Raw genomic sequence first — 17,022 nt, 5'->3', positions numbered from 1 at the left:
CCCTTTCTCTTTTTCCTATATATCACATTTCTTTTCGGATACTTAATAACTCTTCAAATGCTTTTATATTTGTATCAAAATTAGGCACTGTTTGAGATTCCTCGGCACATTTGACTTGTGCTGCAACCAAATCATTAAAAGGTGTTGAAATTCCAGTACCTTCTGCCATTTTGGGAATAACTCCATTAATATAATCAATTTCCGTTTTACGTTTCTTCTCAAGATCCTGCAGCATACTTGCTCTTAGCAGCCTAGATGGTGCCATGGCTGCCCTAAATGTCTGGATACGTTCAGGAATATCATTTTCGCTTCTTAATTCCAAAGATTCTAAATCAAGGCCGCCCATTTTCGCAAATTTGACACCATTGGCGTGTCCAACCTTAATCGTCTCATCTGCGATATGAACTGCGCTGACAATGCCGATTTCATGGTCAAGAATGTCTCCGTATTCTCCGTCTAATGCTGCCGATAAACCACTGAATGCATTATTGATAAGTAATTTTGACCACTTCGTCCCAACTAAATTATCGGAAATATGTGTTCCTCCGATAAGGTCTAAAACCGATTTAATACGCTGGATTCTTTCTGTTGTTTCACCATTTAATTCTCCAATTTGAAAAGCGTACTCTTTAAATTGAGTATACTCAGTTGTAAGTCTGGATACGCCTGGTTCAATAAATGTAGCACCAAATTCAACAGAACCCGCAATAACACGTTCATTACCAACGATCGAAGCAACTTTCTGTTCAGGTATACCGTTTTGCAAGGAACATACAACACTGTCATCCTTTAAAAAAGGCAGTAACTCTTTAAGAATCGAATCATTATATAATTGTTTCGTCAGAAGTAATATTAAATCATACTTGCCTGACTTGTTTTCAGGGGTAATGGCTTTCACCTTTGCTTGGAATTCCGTTGTACCAACTACTTTAGCACCTATTTGATTTAGAGTATCTACATGTTCATTGTATGAATCAATCAATTCGACATCCATTCCGCCAGCAGACAGATATGCTCCCACTATGGTTCCTAAAGAACCTGCCCCTAAAATTGCAATTCTCATTGTAAACGTCTCCTTATTTTTCCTCTAAGTAGTTATAAACCGGCTGAGCAGCATTTAAGGTTAAATCTGTAAGGATATGAGATGCTGAAACGACTTCTAATACAGGCAAGTCTGCAAGAGGTGCTAAAGCATGTTCAAATAATTGAAGCCGCGCGGGTCCAGTCCAGGCACCTTTAACTTCTATATTCGTTATTTGCGTTCGCACCAAATCACAAACCCTTAAATCACCATTATAATCAGTAGCCATCTTAACCATAAAATTAGGTCGGCAAATTTCCCTTTTCGCTTTTTCCTTGTCCATTTCGAAATGTTTATATCCCATAGTCGCAGTTGCCACGCGAAGACTGCCATAATCCAGTGTGCCGACAAGAGTATCAGAGTCTATATACAGCTTAGGGGCACCCAATTTCTTTGGATATGCAGTAAGTTCCCGTCCGCTTGCGATAGCTGGAAAATTGTCTACATACATAGAATGTACATAATCCCCTTCTTCACCATTAAAGCTGACAGGGATGACTTGTCCTGCCTCTGTATAGGCACCAAGTCCGGAAACATCGGGCATCCACATCACTTCGAATTTCACTAAAGGTTCAGTAATTTCAAGAGGTTCTGGCACTGCCGCACGTAACGCTTTTTCATCCGTTCGGTAAATAATATTTAAATATTCACGGTTAACAAATTTATAATTTGGGATAGGATAAGCAGGAGCCGTTAGCGGCGTATTTAAATTTTTTGCTATATCTTTCACATCAATTTTCATTGAATGACACCCTTTCCTTTTCTTTTTTAAGTTTTTTCAATTTAACTATGCTATTATCTTACATCCGCATTTACATTTAATCTAATACATAATAAGGTATATGTATATTTATTGAAATAAATAAGGGAGATGCAGACAGATGGAATTGCTGCAGCTAAAATACTTTCAGACAGTTGCCTATACTGAGCATATTTCTAAAGCAGCAGAACAATTAAAGATTGCCCAGCCTTCTTTAAGTCTTACTATAAAAAGACTTGAGAATGAACTGGGAACAGCCTTGTTTGAGAGAAAAGGCAGAAATATTAAGCTGAGTTCATCAGGGGAAATTCTTTTAAAACATGTAAACAGGATTTTTACTGAAATTGAAAATGCACAAACGGAAATTCAATTGGAGGAACATCAAATTTCTGACACCATAAGAATATCTATTTCCAATCCAAGATTCCTTGCAGGACTGATGAGTGAATATATCAACCGCTCTCCTCAATCAAAAATTCTCCAAGCAATCGGAGTTAAAAGCGAGATCATCACAAGTTTAAAAAAAGGGGACATTGATTTAGGAATAACAGGTCATCCGATTCAAGATGAAGAGATAGAGAGTTGTGTGCTGGTAAATGAAGATATTGTTCTGGCTTTACCCTCAAACCACCGATTTACGGGTAAAACAGAAATTTCTTTACGTCTTGTCGCCGATGAACCATTTATTACCCTTGCTAATAATGAGGAGTATAGAGGTTTTACAACCTCGCTTTGTGAGAAAGCTGGTTTCACCCCAAATATTGCATTTGAGGCGGATTCTCATTTACTGGTCGAGATTATAAAGCTGGATCGAGGTGTTGCATTGCTTCCTATTTCAGTTTGCAGAACATTGGGGCTGAATTTTATAAAAGTGACTGATCACTCTGCTTCATATCCAGTCGGCTTATCTTGGATGAGACATAAGCTGTTATCTTCTTCGGTAAGAAATTTTCGTGACTTTATTATGTCGTACTATAAAGATAACGATGAAATGTTTAAGGTTTATTAAAGGGTTTCATCACTAGGGTTTTTACCCCCATTTCCTATTCACTTGTTGCGGGGTAGGTACTCCGGCTGCACGAAAAGCTGGGCGTCAGAAAAGAAGATGTGTTTATCGTCCTCTCAGGCAATGCGGCGGAAGACTGGTCATTCGGAAACGGAGAGGCCCAGATGATATAAAAAAATCCCGCGGCATCCGCGGGATTTTCTCTATTAAACGGCTTTCGCCTTTTCTTCTTGTTTGCCTGTTTTTTTGTTAGTCAGTTTAATTGATTTAACAAACAGCGTGAGGATCAATCCGGCAGCGATAAAGGCCAGGCCTGTGAAAAACACGCTGTGAAGCGAATCCATCAGTGACGTTTTCAAAACCGGCACGATATGGGAAGAAAATGCGGCCGGAATCTGCTTAATCGATTCCTGGCTGAACAAGGATTGAAGCAGCCCCTCAGGATTCTTGTCAATCATGCCTTTAAACTGGTCGGCAAAGGCACTTGCCTGTTTCGGCAGTGAATCTAAGTAAGGCACCAGTCTGTCGGTTAGAAGGGTTCCTGATCTGGCATTCATGACAGCGCCGAGCACCGTAATGCCGAACGTTCCCCCGATCATCCGGAAAAATTGGCTTGATGAAGTCACCACACCCAGCTCTTCTTTTGAAAACGTTTCTTGCAGAGCGAGTGTGAGAAGCGGCATAACGAGCCCCATTCCCAGACCGATCACGGCCATATAGCATGTAGCCGCGAGCTTGCTTGTATCCAGCTGCAAAGTCGTTAATAAGAAGAAGCCGACGGCCATGATCAGCATGCCGATCATGATTTGCGGTTTAATGCCGATCTTATAAACCAGCTGGCCTCCGATAATACTTGTGATGATCATAGATACCATCATCGGCGTCATAATCGTTCCGGACGCGGTAGCGCTGACTCCGATAATTCCCTGCATAAAGAAAGGAACGAACGTAACGGCGCCGAACATGCCGATACTCATGAAAAACCCGATCAGATTCAGTACGGTAAACGTTCTGTTTTTAAACAGGTACATCGGCAGAATCGGCTCTTTTGCTTTGATTTCAGCGAAAATGAATCCGACAATCCCGGCAAGCGCAAGCGCAAAGAGACCGAGAATCTGCCAAGACCCCCATGCATAATCCTTTCCTCCGAAGCTGAGTGCGAGCAGGAGGCTGACGATTCCGACGATCATTGTGAAAATCCCGGCGATGTCAAAGTTAATCGGCCCGGTCTGTTTTCTGCCTTGAAGTCCTCTTGCGATAAAGATGACGGCTAAGATTCCGACAGGCAGGTTGATATAGAAAACCCATTTCCAATTTAAAGAGTCAACAATCCAGCCCCCGATTTGCGGGCCGATAACAGAAGCCAGCCCGTAAATCGCCCCGAAAAGCCCTTGGAACTTGGCACGCTGTTTCCCTGTGAACAAATCTCCGATGACGATCATGGCCATCGGCATCATGACACCGCCGCCGATTCCCTGAAGTCCGCGGAAAATAATCAGTTCCGTCATGTTGCTGGCCATTCCGCACAGTGCGGAAGCGCCCATGAAAATCAATAAACCTGATACATATACGACGCGCCGCCCTAATAAATCTGCAAGTTTCCCCGCAATCGGGACGATCGTTGTCGAAGTTAAAAGATATGCCGTGGTCAGCCACGTCATCATGCTTAATCCCCCGAGGTCACCCACGATTTTAGGAATCGCCGTTCCTACGATCGTGCCGTCAAGGGCTGAGAAAAACATAGCGATAATTAAGCCCGTTATTAATAGTGTGCGTTTTGGATCCTTCTGTTCAATGCTCATGCTTCGGCAGCTCCTCTTTTCTATTCGTTTTCTTTTTGGTCAGCCGCGTATTTCTCGGCGGCTTCCGCTACTTTGCGGATGATGTTCACGGACTGAATCAGTTCATCGTCAGTCAGAACGGACAGGTTTCGCGCTAATATCGCTTTTCTTCCTTCCACGACATCTTCGAATTTCTTCTCGCCTTTTTCGGTAAGGCTGATGTCGATGACACGTCTGTCCTGCTGATTATGTTTGCGGACGATCAGTCCTTTTTGCTCAAGGCGGTCGGCCATCAGCGTCACTGCGCTCGGCTTTACTTCCATGCGCTCCGCAATTTCGGAAACTTTGCAGCTCCCTTGTTTTTTTAAGCTGGCTAAAACAAATAATTGGGCAGGAGTCACCTCATGTTTTGCCATGCTTTCCATCATTTCCGGCTGTATGTTTTGCAGCAGCGTCTGAAGGGATTTTTGGATGTCAGACACATATTGATCCGCGTTTTTCATAACTCCTCCTCATCTGGTTCTTCGGGAAAATAATTAACATTAGTTAAATATAAATAAGGATTAAAGATAAGTCAATCCTTTTGTGCAAAAATAAAAAAAGGATTGATGCTTAGTGAAAACATCAAATCCTTTCTTATGTTACTGCTGGTAGGGAGACTGCTGCTGAATGGTCTGCCGGAACTTCTGATACGATTGCTGAAGCTTTTGGGTGTCGGCCGCTTCAATGGAATACCAGCCATTTTGAAACATTACATCATATAATCTTCTCTGCGCTTTTTGTGACTCATCGAAAATCGCCTGAATATCTTGATAAAGAGACTCGTGGCTGAACTCGTGCAGGGCTGTGCAATATGAAGACGTGATATATTTTTCCGTCGTCAGCAGTTCATTCACCAAGTCTCGGTCATTCATTTGCGCCGTATTGGGCACGGGTGTTTGCGGGTTAGTGATGTTTTGATTTTGCTGTTCCATGTATTGTCCTCCTATTGCATATAGCCTGTTGTTGTCTGTCCGCCTTGAGCGGGATTCAGGTGACCCAAGATGTTTTGATAATGCTTGTGGTGCATCCGGCCTATTTGTTCAAGCTCTTGTTTTAACGTCTGATTCTGGCAGTGTTCCGCCATGAAATGCGCTTTTTTCATGGCAAGCAGATTCCAGTTCAGCATGTCCTCAAGATACAAATGGTCTTTCGTTGAGATGACGGCAGGCGGCAAATGTCCGTGCTGCTCCTGGTTATTCATATAAACGCCTCCTTCAATTCTGTTCTTCTTAGCTTTCTCTGCGACCGGGATTTCATACACGAATAAAAGAAAAAGGAGGGAGTTCGCCCTTGCTGCGGAGCATATGTTTATTTTTGTCGAAAAATAAAATGCTTACGAAATTCGCCCAGGCTTACGGCCTCCGCTTCGGCGCGGGAAGATTCGTTGCGGGGGAAACACTTCGAGAAGCAGTAAAAACGGTGAAGCGGCTGAACCAAAACGGGCTGTCGGCCTCGATAGATTACCTAGGTGAATATGCTGGGTCCCGGAAGGATGCCAAAAGGACGGCCGAAGAATGTAAAAAAGCAATCAGGGCGATCGCCGAGAATCAATTGGACTGTGAGCTGTCGCTGAAATTAACATCCATCGGTCTGGATATATCTGAGAATCTCGCCGAACAGCACATCAGAGACATATTGACGGAGGCAAAAGAACACCGCGTCCCTGTCACGATTGACATGGAGGACTATTCCAGATGCGCCCGCACGCTTGATCTGTATAAGCGGTGCAAACCGGATTTTCCGATGCTCGGCACCGTCATTCAGGCTTATTTGTACCGCGCGGCTGAAGACATCAGCAGCCTGATGCCATACAAACCGCGGCTCAGGCTTGTAAAAGGCGCATACAAAGAATCAGCGTCCGTTGCGTTTCCTGATAAAAAAGGGACCGATCTTCATTTCCAGCAGCTGATCAAGCTGCAGCTTTTGAGCGGGCATGAAACAGCGGTGGCGACACATGATGACGACATGATTTCGTATACGAAAACACTCATCAGCGAATATCAGATTCCCCGGGAGCAGTTTGAATTCCAAATGCTGTACGGCATCAGAACGGAGCGGCAGAAAAAGCTTGCCGAAGAAGGATACAGGATGAGGGTGTACGTCCCGTACGGAACCGATTGGTACGGCTACCTGATGAGAAGAATTGCCGAGCGCCCGGCAAATGCGGCGTTTGTGCTGAAAGGAATCTTCAAAAAATAACGGCTGCCTTAAAAAAGCAGCCGCAGTCTGTTACTCCATGTTGTCTTTTTTATATTGCTGATTTTGGCTTGTCCGCTTGCCGCCGCCGTATTTTTGCTTCGGTCCCGCATTTCCTTTCATGCTTGCCGCGCTCACTGCGCCGGAAGACGGATCTTTTCTCCCTCGCACCATTCCCTTCACCTCCGGGTTTAAGTTTCCCGCCTGCGGCGCGGAACATGCGGAAGCCAAAAAATTTAAAAAAATTCCATATTTGCTATTGAAGTCATCCTGAAAATCTTTTAAGATGAAAGAAGAAAAGGGTTTCATTTTTTTTGCCGAAAAAATGAATGACTATTCATTCAAAGTTCAAGGGGGATGACTCATGCACAAGTTTATAAAGAAAGCAGCCGTTCTCGGGTCAGGCGTCATGGGGTCCGGAATTGCCGCGCACTTGGCTAACATCGGAATTCCCGTCCTGCTGCTTGATATTGTGCCAAACGAGCTGACAAAGGATGAGGTGAAAAAAGGGCTGACATTAGAAAGCCCGGAGGTCCGCAGCAGACTGAGCCGATCGGCCATGCAAAAGCTGCTGAAGCAAAAACCGGCGCCGCTGACTTCAGCTGCCAATCTCGATTATATAACGGCGGGGAATTTGGAAGATGACGCGGCTGGGTTGAAAGATGCTGATTGGATTATTGAAGTCGTCGTCGAAAATCTTGACGTGAAAAAACAGATTTTCTCACTTGTTGATGAATACCGGAAACCAGGAAGCATCGTGTCCAGCAATACGTCCGGTATCTCCGTCACAAAAATGGCGGAAGGTAGATCTGCCGATTTTAAAGCTCATTTCTTAGGAACCCATTTCTTTAATCCGGCCCGCTACTTGAAGCTTCTGGAAATCATTCCGATTCAGGAAACAGATCCTGACGTATTGCAATTTATGACTTCATTTGCCGAAAATACACTCGGAAAAGGTGTCGTCATCGCAAAAGACACGCCTAACTTTATCGCCAACCGCATCGGTACGTACGGCCTGTTGGTCACGGTAAGGGAAATGCTTTCCTCCGGCTGCCGCATCGGCGAGGTGGACACGGTGACCGGGCCTTTGATCGGCAGACCGAAAAGCGCGACCTTCAGAACCCTTGACGTCGTGGGGCTTGATACATTCGCCCATGTGGCAAAAAATGTTTACGACAAAGCTGACGGCGCTGAAAAAGACATGTTTAAGCTGCCGGAATTTATGAATGACATGCTGAAAAACAATTGGCTGGGCAGCAAATCAGGCCAAGGTTTTTACAAAAAAGAAGGTAAAACAATATATGAGCTCGATCCGCTTACCATGACATACGGCGAGCGCTCGAAAATGAAGACGCCCGCTTTAGAAGCCGCCAAACAGGCAAAGGGTGCCAAAGGGAAAATGAAAGCGCTTATATATTCTGATGACCGCGCCGGCCGCCTGCTTTGGAATATCACGTCGCAAACCCTCTTATACTCAGCCCGGCTTTTAGGTGAAATTGCTGATGATATCAAAGCGATTGACGACGCCATGAAATGGGGCTTCGGCTGGGAGCTCGGCCCGTTTGAGATATGGGATGCCATCGGTGTCAGAGCATCAGCAGAGCGGCTTGAACAAGAAGGCGCAGAACTTCCCGGCTGGGTGAAAGAAATGCTTGACGAGGGCCATGAAACATTTTATATGAAGGAAAACGGAAGACCGTTTTACTATTCAGACGGCCAATACAGAGCTGTGAAAGAAAATCCGAAACGGATCAGCCTGCAAACGGTAAAGGAAACAAAGGGCGTGATCAGCAAAAACAGCGGTGCCAGTCTGATTGATCTCGGCGATGATATCGCTTTGCTGGAATTTCATACGAAAAGCAACGCGATCGGCTTAGACATTATTCAGATGATTGACAATGCGCTTGAGGAAACGGAGCGGAATTATAAAGGTCTTGTCATCGGAAACCAAGGCAGACATTTCTGCGCGGGAGCAAACCTTGCGATGATTTTAATGGAAGCTCAGGATGATAACTTCATGGAAGTCGATTTTGTCATCCGCCGTTTTCAGCAGACGATGCTGAACATCAAATACAGCGCCAAACCTGTTGTGGCGGCGCCGTTCGGAATGACACTCGGCGGAGGAACGGAAGTCTGTCTTCCGGCGGCACGCGTTCAGGCGGCGAGCGAATCGTATATGGGTCTTGTCGAAACCGGCGTCGGCCTTATTCCGGGCGGCGGAGGAAATAAAGAGTTGTACATGAATTACTTGAACGGCGGAAGTGAACTGATGGACGCGGCCATTAAAACCTTTGAAACAATTGCGCTTGCCAAGGTGTCCGGCTCGGCGCACGAAGCCCGTGATATGAAGATTTTGTCTGCGGCAGACCGTGTCAGCATGAACCAGGATCACCTGCTGCACGATGCGAAACAGCTGGCTGCTTATTTATATGACAGCGGATACCGCCCGCCTGCCCGCAAAAAGGTAAAAGTCACCGGGGAAACCGGCTGTGCCGCGTTACTGCTCGGAGCAGACCAAATGAGAAGATCCGGCTATTTATCAGATCATGATATGAAGATTGCGAAGAAGCTGGCCCATGTCATTGCCGGAGGAAGAGTCCCGTTCGGCACGGAGGTTTCAGAAGAATATTTACTCGAGATTGAAAGAGAAGCCTTTTTAAGTCTCGCTGGCGAGGCGAAATCTCAAGCAAGAATGCAGCATATGCTGGTCAAAGGCAAACCTTTACGGAACTAGGAGGGTGTTTATGAGAGAAGCAGTCATTGTGGCCGGTGCGAGAACGCCGGTCGGTAAAGCGAAAAAAGGGTCGCTTGCAGCCGTTCGTCCTGATGATTTAGGCGCGCTTTGTGTGAAAGAAACGCTGAAACGGGCAGGCGGCTATGAAGGAAACATCGATGACTTAATTATCGGATGTGCAACACCTGAAGCCGAACAAGGATTAAATATGGCGCGGAATATCGGTGCGCTGGCGGGGCTTCCTCATACGGTGCCGGCCATTACGGTGAACCGCTACTGCTCTTCCGGACTCCAATCCATCGCTTACGGTGCGGAAAAAATCATGATCGGCGCGGGAGACACCGTCATCGCCGGCGGTGCGGAATCCATGTCGCAAGTTCCGATGATGGGACATGTGACCCGCCCGAATATCGCTTTGGCGGAGCATGCGCCTGAGTATTACATGAGCATGGGGCACACAGCGGAGCAGGTCGCCGAAACGTACGGCGTATCCAGAGAAGACCAGGATGCATTTGCCGTCCGCAGCCATCAGAATGCCGCGAAAGCCCTTAAAGAAGGGAAATTTAATGATGAAATCGTACCGGTTGAAGTAACGCTGACAGAAGTCGGGGATGACCATAAGCCGCGGAAAAAACAATTTATCTTTTCTCAAGATGAAGGCGTGCGCCCCGGCACATCGGCTGACGTATTGGCGAAGCTCCGTCCGGCTTTTTCTAAAACGGGAACCGTGACGGCCGGGAACTCTTCACAAACGAGTGACGGCGCGGCGGCTGTCATGCTGATGGATCGCGAAAAAGCTTCGTCGCTCGGATTGGCGCCGCTAGTCAAATTCCGTTCCTTTGCCGTAGGCGGCGTTCCCCCTGAGGTCATGGGGATCGGTCCGATTGAAGCCATTCCGCGGGCGCTCAAGCTTGCCGGACTCGAATTACAGGATATCGGGCTTTTTGAATTGAATGAGGCCTTTGCTTCACAGGCCATTCAAGTCATCAGATCGCTGGGAATAGATGAAGAAAAGGTGAACGTCAATGGGGGCGCCATCGCGCTCGGACATCCGCTCGGCTGCACGGGAACGAAGCTGACCTTGTCACTCATACATGAAATGAAACGGAGAAACGAGCAATTCGGTGTGGTGACGATGTGCATCGGAGGCGGCATGGGCGCTGCCGGCGTATTTGAGCTCATTTAAACAAAGGGGGAAACAAACATGAAACAGGAAACGGTCAACGTCAAAAAAGGCGGCAGCTTTCTGATTGAGGAGACGGGATATGATCAAATATTCACTCCGGAGGACTTTACAGACGAACATAAAATGATCGGCAAAACAACAGAAGACTATGTCATAAACGATGTGCTTCCTTATATTGATGAAATTGAAAACCATCAGTTTGAGCATTCAGTCAGACTGCTCAGAAAAGCCGGAGACTTGGGCCTCCTCGGAGCAGACGTGCCTGAAGAGTACGGCGGCATCGGCCTGGATAAAATCAGTTCAGCCTTCATTACGGAAAAATTTTCACGTGCCGGCAGCTTTTCGCTTTCTTACGGCGCTCACGTCGGTATCGGCTCATTGCCGATCGTGTTCTTCGGAACGGAAGAACAGAAAAAAACATATTTGCCGGACTTGGCTTCAGGACAAAGAATCGCGGCATACGCCTTAACTGAGCCCGGTTCAGGTTCAGATGCCCTCGGTGCGAAAACGACGGCTGTTTTGAATGAAGCGGGCACACATTATATTCTCAACGGAGAAAAGCAATGGATTACTAACTCCGCCTTTGCAGATGTCTTTGTCGTCTACGCAAAAGTGGACGGAGATAAGTTTTCCGCATTTATCGTAGAGAAAAATTATCCGGGCGTGTCAACGGGCCCTGAAGAGAAAAAAATGGGGATTAAAGGTTCATCGACGAGAACGCTGATTTTAGATCAGGCGGAAGTGCCGAAAGAGAACCTTCTCGGCGAAATCGGAAAAGGCCATGTCATCGCCTTTAATATCCTGAATATCGGACGCTACAAGCTTGCCGTCGGCACAATCGGCGCTTCTAAACGGGTGATTGAGCTGTCTGCCGCTTACGCAAACCAGCGCCGGCAATTTAAAACACCGATTTCAAGCTTCACGCTCACTCAGGAAAAGCTTGCGACAATGTCGGCACGGCTTTACGCCATGGAGAGCTCTGTATACAGAACAGTGGGCTTATTCGAAGATAATATGAGTCGGCTGACAGAAGAAGCGCAAAAAGACGGACGCGAAGTCGCAAAGTCGATCGCCGAGTACGCCATTGAATGCTCGCTCAACAAAATGTGCGGATCTGAAACGCTTGATTACATTGCCGACGAAGGCGTTCAAATTCACGGCGGTTACGGGTTTATGCAGGAATATGAAGTGGAGCGCGCCTACCGTGACTCGCGAATCAACAGAATTTTTGAAGGCACAAATGAAATCAACCGCCTGATCGTAACGAGCACGTTCCTGAAAAAAGCCGTAAAAGGGCAGCTTCCCCTCTTTGAAAAAGCGAAGGCGCTCCAGGAAGAGCTCATGATGCTGATGCCTGAAGAGCCGGGCTCAGAGCCTCTTGAACAGGAAAAATACATTGTCAGACAGGCGAAAAAGATCGCCCTCTTGACAGCGGGGCTCGCGGCGCAGAAATACGGAAAAGAGATCGAAGGCGAGCAGGAAATCATGGTAAACATCGCTGATATCGTCAGCGCGGTGTACGCTTTGGAATCTGCCGTCCTCAGAACGGAAAAAGCGATTGCGGCGGACGGTGCCGAAAAAGCCGCGCAAAAGCTGTTATATACGGAAATCTTTGCCCAGGAAGCCCTTCAGAATATTGAAGCGCATGCCAAAGAATCACTGATCGCCATGGAGGAAGGAGATTCCCTCCGCATGATGCTTTCCGTGCTGCGCAAACTGACGCGCCTGACACCGAAAAATCTGATTCAGAAAAAACGTGAAGCAGCGGCCGCTGTCTTCCGTGAAGAAAAATATATCGTCTGATCACATGCTGTAAGCGCTCCTTCATCCGGAGCGCTTTTTCATGAAGCAACGTTATAGGTTTTTACAAGTGATTGTGTTAAAATAACGACGATCATTTACAAGGGGTGAAGAAGATGTCGTTGAATTTTTACTGGTACCCTAAATGCGGAACGTGCCGTAATGCGAAAAAATGGCTGGAAGACCGCGGTAAGGAAATAAACGAAATACATATTGTGGAGGAAACTCCGTCGAAAGAAGAAATTAAAGACCTCTATGAGAAGAGCGGCCTTGAGCTGAGAAAGTTTTTCAACACGAGCGGCATGAAATACCGCGAGCTGAACCTAAAGGAAAAACTGTATCACATGTCAGAGGATGAACAGCTTGATCTTCTGGCATCTGACGGTATGCTCCTGAAACGCCCGATTACGACAGACGGCGAAAAAGTCACTGTCGGCTTCAAAGAAGACCAATTCGAAAAATATTGGATGTAATGCCGCGTTCTAAGAATTATGGTATCTTCTTATTATAAGAAAAAATTGGAGGGATTTAGATGAGCACACCGAAAGATATGCGTTATTCCAAAGAGCACGAATGGGTCAAAGTTGAGGACGGAAAAGCCCGTATCGGGATTACACATTTCGCGCAAGCCGAACTTGGCGATATCGTATTTGTCGAGCTTCCGGAAGTCGGCGCTGAAATTAAAGCGGACGAGCCATTCGGCAGCGTAGAATCCGTCAAAACCGTATCCGAATTGTACGCACCGATTAACGGAACGGTGACGGAAGTGAACGAAGACCTTGATGACAGCCCTGAATTCGTAAACGAGTCTCCGTATGAAAAAGCGTGGATGATCGTCGTGGAACCGGCTGATGCTGAAGAAATCGAAAACCTCATGACTTCCGAGCAATATGACGAAATGACACAGGAAGACTGATCGGATAGCAAAAGGGCCATTTGGACATTCTATCTGTAACGGGAGGTGTCTAATATGGCTTTTGATAAACAAAAGGTCGATGTGACGGAGAACGTCACAGGCCGCTTTCAAAACGGCCGGTTTTCCTTGTTTCATGAAAATGAAGCCATCGGCGAGATGACAGGCATGAACCAGTACGAGCTCAAACAGGGCTTTTCATTTGAGAATCAAAAATTTTATAAAACAGCCGATGTCATAAACGGCAGTGATCCGAAATATGTGGATTGCGATTATGAGAACGGCTGGTGTTAACAGTTGGCGGTGAATTTCACTGCCTTCTTTTTTAATCTGATGCTAAAACAATCGGCAGGTGATGCGCTTATGTTCAACGGAGATGAAAAGGTGATCATCGTAGAAGGAAAATCGGATAAAATCAAAGTCAGAGAAGTGCTCATCGAACCCGCGGAAATCGTCTGCACAAACGGGACGATCGGCCAAACCGAACTGGAAGATTTGGCGGACCGCCTGTTTGACAGAGACGTGTTTATATTAACGGACGCGGATGAATCCGGAGAAAAATTAAGAAAACAGCTGAAACGGGAGCTTCCCGAAGCGCGCCATATCTATATAGACAGAACATACAGGCAAGTCGAGTCATGCCCGGGCCATCATCTCGCATCCATGCTGATCAGAGCCGGCCTTGATGCAGACCCTGTATTTTTGAAAAAGAACGACCTGAGGTGATAATCAAAATGAAAGAACTCCAAGAAAATGAACTCGAATTGATTCAGGATGACATCTATCTCCTGTATTTGTACACCCCGTTTTGCGGCACATGCCAGCTGGCGTCCAAGATGCTTTCTGTCGTCGAAGAAATGCTGCCCGGCACCGCCTTCTATAAAAACAACGTGAATTATTCCCCCGCATTCGCCAAAGCCTATCAGATTGAGAGCGTTCCGTGCTTTTTGCTGTTTAAAGGCGGAGAGCTTGTTGAGAAAGGATACGCCTTCCGCTCCGTTTCCTATTTATATGAGCTGATTAAACAAAAAACATCGCAAACGTTCCCGATGTGACAATTTTTACAGGAAAATGTCGTGCGGTTTATAAAGGGTTCTGTCCGTTAAAAAGAGAAAGTGTATGTATGGCCATTAAAACGGGAGGTTATACGAGTGGAGAAAATAGAAGTTTTGGAGAATGACGGACAGCATCTGTTTTTGAAACCGCTATTAAACGCCTCAACGCTGCTGATTACATTCCAGGGAGAAAAAGAAGCCTTAACGGTCTCAATTAACGGACAGGGAGAAATGAGAAAAACGGCGGTTTCAAAGGAAAAATCAAATTTGACCTTTTACGGAAACCAGACGGAAATCATCCATCTCCTGCACGGTGATGTCTCTTTGCAGAAGCTCATCCAAAGCGGAAAACTCAAAGTGAAAGGATCATTCCGAGCCCTGCTGAAGCTGGAGGCCATCCTCTGGCTGACAAACGGATTTTTTCAGACGATCAGCAAACGGCCGTAAACTGCCAATCTACTATGTGACAATAGCTTCCATTATTTATTTTATTGACTTTTTATCATTCGCCGTGCTATTCTACAGTAAGAATTTCCGGACGAAAATACGATATGTTTTCTCTTATCAAGAGAGGTGGAGGGAAGTGCCCTATGAAGCCCGGCAACCATCAACGATGTTGAAATGGTGCCAATTCACTCAAAGCGGTCTGCTTTGAAAGATGAGAGAAAGGCCTTTTTCAATAAGCCTTTCTGCTCATTTTTGCAGAAAGGCTTTTCTTTTGCGTAGAAAACCGGAAGATTTCTTAGAATAGTGTAAGGCAGGTGATTGCTTTGATCCATCTTCAAAATGTTTCAAAAATTTACAAAGCGAAGCATGGGGATGTCAATGCTGTCCAAGATGTCACTCTTGATATCAAAAAGGGCGAAATATTTGGAATTATAGGATATAGCGGAGCTGGTAAAAGTTCCTTAATCCGTCTTTTGAACGGCCTTGAAAAGCCGACGTCAGGCATCGTGGAAGTTGCGGGGACGGAATTAAATAAAGTAAGCAGCCGCGGACTGAGAAAAGCGCGCCAGGAAATCAGCATGATTTTCCAGCATTTTAACCTTTTGTGGTCGCGCACCGTCCGGGAGAACATTATGTTTCCGCTGGAAATCGCCGGCGTGAAAAAAAGCGAACGGGTCCGCCGCGCCGATGAGCTGATTAAACTGGTCGGATTAGAGGGAAAAGAAAAGTCTTATCCGTCACAGCTGAGCGGCGGTCAAAAGCAGCGTGTCGGCATCGCCCGGGCGCTCGCCAATAATCCGAAAGTCCTTCTGTGCGATGAAGCAACATCAGCGCTCGACCCGCAGACGACCGATTCAATTTTGGATCTTTTATCCGATATAAATGACAGACTCGGTCTGACGATCGTGCTCATTACCCATGAAATGCACGTCATCCGAAAAATCTGCAACAGAGTCGCCGTTATGGAAAACGGGAAAGTCGTTGAAGAAGGCGAAGTGCTCCAAGTCTTCAGAAACCCGCGCGAACCGATGACCAAGCGTTTCGTTCAGCAGGTGACAGAACCGGAGGAGACGAAAGAAACCATCCAGCATTTTCTGCAGGAAACCGCGACAGGAAAAACGATTCAGCTTTCATTTGTCGGGCAGGCCGCCGAGCAGCCCCTCATTACGGAGATGATCCGAAACTTTGATGTGGACGTCAATATTCTGCAGGGGAAAATCTCACAGACGAAGGACGGAGCCTACGGTTCTTTATTCATCCATATTGACGGTCAGGAAAAAGAAGTAGAAAACGTGATCCGGTTCATCAAAGACAAACAGGTAGAAGCAGAGGTGATCACAAATGTTTGAAAAATGGTTCCCAAACGTTGATTTAACCGAGCTGTGGACGGCCACATACGAGACCCTTTATATGACGGTCATCGCCTTAGCCTTTTCATTTGTCATCGGAGCGATTCTCGGTCTTCTGCTCTTTTTAACGGGCAAGGGAAGCTTATGGGAAAATAAAATCATTAACACCGTGATTGCGGCGGTCGTTAATATTTTCAGGTCTATTCCGTTTCTTATTTTAATTATTCTGCTTCTCGGTTTTACTAAGATTTTGGTCGGCTCGATTTTAGGGCCGAACGCGGCATTGCCTGCGCTGATTATCGGCTCCGCGCCGTTTTATGCCCGGCTTGTTGAAATTGCGCTGCGTGAGGTCGATAAAGGAGTCATCGAAGCTGCCAGATCAATGGGAGCAAAGACATCGACGATTATCTTCAAAGTGCTGATTCCTGAATCAATGCCTGCGTTAATTTCGGGCATCACCGTTACAGCCATCGCCCTGATCGGATCTACCGCCATTGCCGGCGCCATCGGTTCAGGCGGACTCGGAAACCTTGCATATGTAGAGGGGTACCAGTCCAATAATACGGATGTAACGTTTGTAGCAACTGTATTTATACTCATCATCGTCTTTATCATTCAAATCATCGGTGATGTGATTACAAATATAATAGACAAAAGATAAGGGAGGATTTA

The 17,022-nt window shown here is 46.2% G+C and carries 20 protein-coding genes, 1 pseudogene and 1 riboswitch; of the genes and pseudogenes, 14 read left to right on the top strand and 7 right to left on the bottom strand.

Translation table 11 applies throughout. The features are described from left to right. Positions 1–22: 22 nt before the first annotated feature. Both AC1DN5_RS00265 and AC1DN5_RS00260 read right to left on the bottom strand, forming a co-directional pair. Entirely contained in the window at positions 23–1,063 is a 1,041-nt protein-coding gene (locus AC1DN5_RS00265) for a ketopantoate reductase family protein (RefSeq protein WP_366969772.1), read from the bottom strand. 13 nt (positions 1,064–1,076) lie between these two features. Further along, positions 1,077–1,823 (bottom strand): acetoacetate decarboxylase, encoded by a 747-nt coding sequence (locus AC1DN5_RS00260; protein WP_016937991.1) that lies wholly within the window; start codon positions 1,821–1,823, stop codon positions 1,077–1,079. A 139-nt stretch (positions 1,824–1,962) separates the two neighbouring features. Here AC1DN5_RS00260 and AC1DN5_RS00255 point away from each other — a divergent pair, with 139 nt between their 5' ends. Continuing rightward, positions 1,963–2,850, top strand: a complete 888-nt coding sequence (locus AC1DN5_RS00255; protein ID WP_366969771.1) for a LysR family transcriptional regulator — start codon at positions 1,963–1,965, stop codon at positions 2,848–2,850. Between the two features lie 62 nt (positions 2,851–2,912). Further along, a pseudogene (locus tag AC1DN5_RS00250) lies at positions 2,913–3,020 on the top strand (tautomerase family protein); the annotation flags it as partial. Positions 3,021–3,053: 33 nt separating this feature from the next. On the opposite strand, the gene AC1DN5_RS00245 reads toward AC1DN5_RS00250, so the two are convergent. The 4 genes from AC1DN5_RS00245 to AC1DN5_RS00230 all read right to left on the bottom strand — a co-directional run bounded on the left by AC1DN5_RS00245 (position 3,054) and on the right by AC1DN5_RS00230 (position 5,871). Continuing rightward, complete coding sequence (locus tag AC1DN5_RS00245) at positions 3,054–4,649, bottom strand: MDR family MFS transporter (RefSeq protein WP_045926002.1); 1,596 nt, start codon at positions 4,647–4,649, stop codon at positions 3,054–3,056. 20 nt (positions 4,650–4,669) lie between these two features. Next, positions 4,670–5,131: a MarR family winged helix-turn-helix transcriptional regulator gene (locus AC1DN5_RS00240; protein ID WP_045926003.1), complete on the bottom strand. Its 462-nt coding sequence runs from the start codon at positions 5,129–5,131 to the stop codon at positions 4,670–4,672. Positions 5,132–5,269: 138 nt separating this feature from the next. After that, the gene (locus tag AC1DN5_RS00235; protein WP_366969770.1) at positions 5,270–5,602 is read right to left on the bottom strand and encodes a spore coat protein; all 333 of its coding nucleotides are present in this window, start codon (positions 5,600–5,602) and stop codon (positions 5,270–5,272) included. 11 nt (positions 5,603–5,613) lie between these two features. Further along, positions 5,614–5,871, bottom strand: a complete 258-nt coding sequence (locus tag AC1DN5_RS00230) for a hypothetical protein (protein WP_016937996.1) — start codon at positions 5,869–5,871, stop codon at positions 5,614–5,616. Between the two features lie 89 nt (positions 5,872–5,960). Here AC1DN5_RS00230 and AC1DN5_RS00225 point away from each other — a divergent pair, with 89 nt between their 5' ends. Continuing rightward, positions 5,961–6,869: a proline dehydrogenase family protein gene (locus AC1DN5_RS00225; protein ID WP_016937997.1), complete on the top strand. Its 909-nt coding sequence runs from the start codon at positions 5,961–5,963 to the stop codon at positions 6,867–6,869. A 30-nt stretch (positions 6,870–6,899) separates the two neighbouring features. On the opposite strand, the gene AC1DN5_RS00220 is transcribed toward AC1DN5_RS00225, so the two are convergent. Continuing rightward, positions 6,900–7,040 (bottom strand): YuzL family protein, encoded by a 141-nt coding sequence (locus AC1DN5_RS00220; protein WP_076982541.1) that lies wholly within the window; start codon positions 7,038–7,040, stop codon positions 6,900–6,902. Positions 7,041–7,230: 190 nt separating this feature from the next. Here AC1DN5_RS00220 and AC1DN5_RS00215 point away from each other — a divergent pair, with 190 nt between their 5' ends. From AC1DN5_RS00215 to AC1DN5_RS00165, 11 genes are all read left to right on the top strand, one after another. Further along, positions 7,231–9,600, top strand: a complete 2,370-nt coding sequence (locus AC1DN5_RS00215) for a 3-hydroxyacyl-CoA dehydrogenase/enoyl-CoA hydratase family protein (RefSeq protein ID WP_049627328.1) — start codon at positions 7,231–7,233, stop codon at positions 9,598–9,600. Between the two features lie 10 nt (positions 9,601–9,610). Continuing rightward, entirely contained in the window at positions 9,611–10,786 is a 1,176-nt protein-coding gene (locus tag AC1DN5_RS00210; protein ID WP_366969769.1) for an acetyl-CoA C-acetyltransferase, read from the top strand. A gap of 18 nt (positions 10,787–10,804) precedes the next feature. Beyond that, complete coding sequence (locus AC1DN5_RS00205) at positions 10,805–12,589, top strand: acyl-CoA dehydrogenase family protein (RefSeq protein WP_016938001.1); 1,785 nt, start codon at positions 10,805–10,807, stop codon at positions 12,587–12,589. A gap of 113 nt (positions 12,590–12,702) precedes the next feature. Beyond that, a complete protein-coding gene (locus AC1DN5_RS00200; RefSeq protein ID WP_049627325.1) occupies positions 12,703–13,059 on the top strand; it encodes an arsenate reductase family protein in 357 nt (118 codons plus the stop codon). Positions 13,060–13,118: 59 nt separating this feature from the next. Next, positions 13,119–13,502, top strand: a complete 384-nt coding sequence (gene gcvH / locus AC1DN5_RS00195; RefSeq protein WP_003151844.1) for a glycine cleavage system protein GcvH — start codon at positions 13,119–13,121, stop codon at positions 13,500–13,502. Positions 13,503–13,556: 54 nt separating this feature from the next. Next, on the top strand, positions 13,557–13,793 hold the full coding sequence (locus AC1DN5_RS00190; protein ID WP_016938003.1) for a YusG family protein: 237 nt from the start codon (positions 13,557–13,559) through the stop codon (positions 13,791–13,793). 69 nt (positions 13,794–13,862) lie between these two features. Next, on the top strand, positions 13,863–14,225 hold the full coding sequence (locus tag AC1DN5_RS00185; protein ID WP_366969767.1) for a toprim domain-containing protein: 363 nt from the start codon (positions 13,863–13,865) through the stop codon (positions 14,223–14,225). An 8-nt stretch (positions 14,226–14,233) separates the two neighbouring features. Then, positions 14,234–14,554, top strand: a complete 321-nt coding sequence (locus AC1DN5_RS00180; protein ID WP_342007042.1) for a thioredoxin family protein — start codon at positions 14,234–14,236, stop codon at positions 14,552–14,554. 96 nt (positions 14,555–14,650) lie between these two features. Continuing rightward, the gene (locus AC1DN5_RS00175) at positions 14,651–15,001 is read left to right on the top strand and encodes an SCP2 sterol-binding domain-containing protein (RefSeq protein ID WP_016938006.1); all 351 of its coding nucleotides are present in this window, start codon (positions 14,651–14,653) and stop codon (positions 14,999–15,001) included. 111 nt (positions 15,002–15,112) lie between these two features. Next, a riboswitch (SAM riboswitch) is annotated at positions 15,113–15,219 on the top strand. A 105-nt stretch (positions 15,220–15,324) separates the two neighbouring features. After that, positions 15,325–16,350: a methionine ABC transporter ATP-binding protein MetN gene (metN, locus tag AC1DN5_RS00170; protein ID WP_016938008.1), complete on the top strand. Its 1,026-nt coding sequence runs from the start codon at positions 15,325–15,327 to the stop codon at positions 16,348–16,350. Continuing rightward, positions 16,343–17,011, top strand: coding sequence for a methionine ABC transporter permease (locus AC1DN5_RS00165; protein ID WP_188154480.1), 669 nt, complete (start codon positions 16,343–16,345; stop codon positions 17,009–17,011). Before metN ends, AC1DN5_RS00165 begins: the two co-directional genes overlap by 8 nt. Positions 17,012–17,022: the final 11 nt, after the last annotated feature.

The sequence above is a fragment of the Bacillus sp. 01N42_2 genome, from assembly GCF_056399565.1.
The sequence above is the reverse complement of the archived record's forward strand: the minus strand, read 5'-3'. Positions and strand labels throughout refer to the sequence as shown.

Bases quoted from the DNA above. Each gene is read 5' to 3' on its own strand.
- AC1DN5_RS00200 (WP_049627325.1), top strand. From the start codon at position 12,703: ATGTCGTTGAATTTTTACTGGTACCCTAAATGCGGAACGTGCCGTAAT.
- AC1DN5_RS00235 (WP_366969770.1), bottom strand. From the start codon at position 5,602: ATGGAACAGCAAAATCAAAACATCACTAACCCGCAAACACCCGTGCCC.
- AC1DN5_RS00240 (WP_045926003.1), bottom strand. From the start codon at position 5,131: ATGAAAAACGCGGATCAATATGTGTCTGACATCCAAAAATCCCTTCAG.
- AC1DN5_RS00215 (WP_049627328.1), top strand. From the start codon at position 7,231: ATGCACAAGTTTATAAAGAAAGCAGCCGTTCTCGGGTCAGGCGTCATG.
- AC1DN5_RS00260 (WP_016937991.1), bottom strand. From the start codon at position 1,823: ATGAAAATTGATGTGAAAGATATAGCAAAAAATTTAAATACGCCGCTA.
- AC1DN5_RS00245 (WP_045926002.1), bottom strand. From the start codon at position 4,649: ATGAGCATTGAACAGAAGGATCCAAAACGCACACTATTAATAACGGGC.
- gcvH (WP_003151844.1), top strand. From the start codon at position 13,119: ATGAGCACACCGAAAGATATGCGTTATTCCAAAGAGCACGAATGGGTC.
- AC1DN5_RS00190 (WP_016938003.1), top strand. From the start codon at position 13,557: ATGGCTTTTGATAAACAAAAGGTCGATGTGACGGAGAACGTCACAGGC.
- AC1DN5_RS00230 (WP_016937996.1), bottom strand. From the start codon at position 5,871: ATGAATAACCAGGAGCAGCACGGACATTTGCCGCCTGCCGTCATCTCA.
- AC1DN5_RS00255 (WP_366969771.1), top strand. From the start codon at position 1,963: ATGGAATTGCTGCAGCTAAAATACTTTCAGACAGTTGCCTATACTGAG.
- AC1DN5_RS00205 (WP_016938001.1), top strand. From the start codon at position 10,805: ATGAAACAGGAAACGGTCAACGTCAAAAAAGGCGGCAGCTTTCTGATT.
- AC1DN5_RS00265 (WP_366969772.1), bottom strand. From the start codon at position 1,063: ATGAGAATTGCAATTTTAGGGGCAGGTTCTTTAGGAACCATAGTGGGA.
- AC1DN5_RS00220 (WP_076982541.1), bottom strand. From the start codon at position 7,040: ATGGTGCGAGGGAGAAAAGATCCGTCTTCCGGCGCAGTGAGCGCGGCA.
- AC1DN5_RS00180 (WP_342007042.1), top strand. From the start codon at position 14,234: ATGAAAGAACTCCAAGAAAATGAACTCGAATTGATTCAGGATGACATC.
- AC1DN5_RS00165 (WP_188154480.1), top strand. From the start codon at position 16,343: ATGTTTGAAAAATGGTTCCCAAACGTTGATTTAACCGAGCTGTGGACG.
- AC1DN5_RS00210 (WP_366969769.1), top strand. From the start codon at position 9,611: ATGAGAGAAGCAGTCATTGTGGCCGGTGCGAGAACGCCGGTCGGTAAA.
- AC1DN5_RS00185 (WP_366969767.1), top strand. From the start codon at position 13,863: ATGTTCAACGGAGATGAAAAGGTGATCATCGTAGAAGGAAAATCGGAT.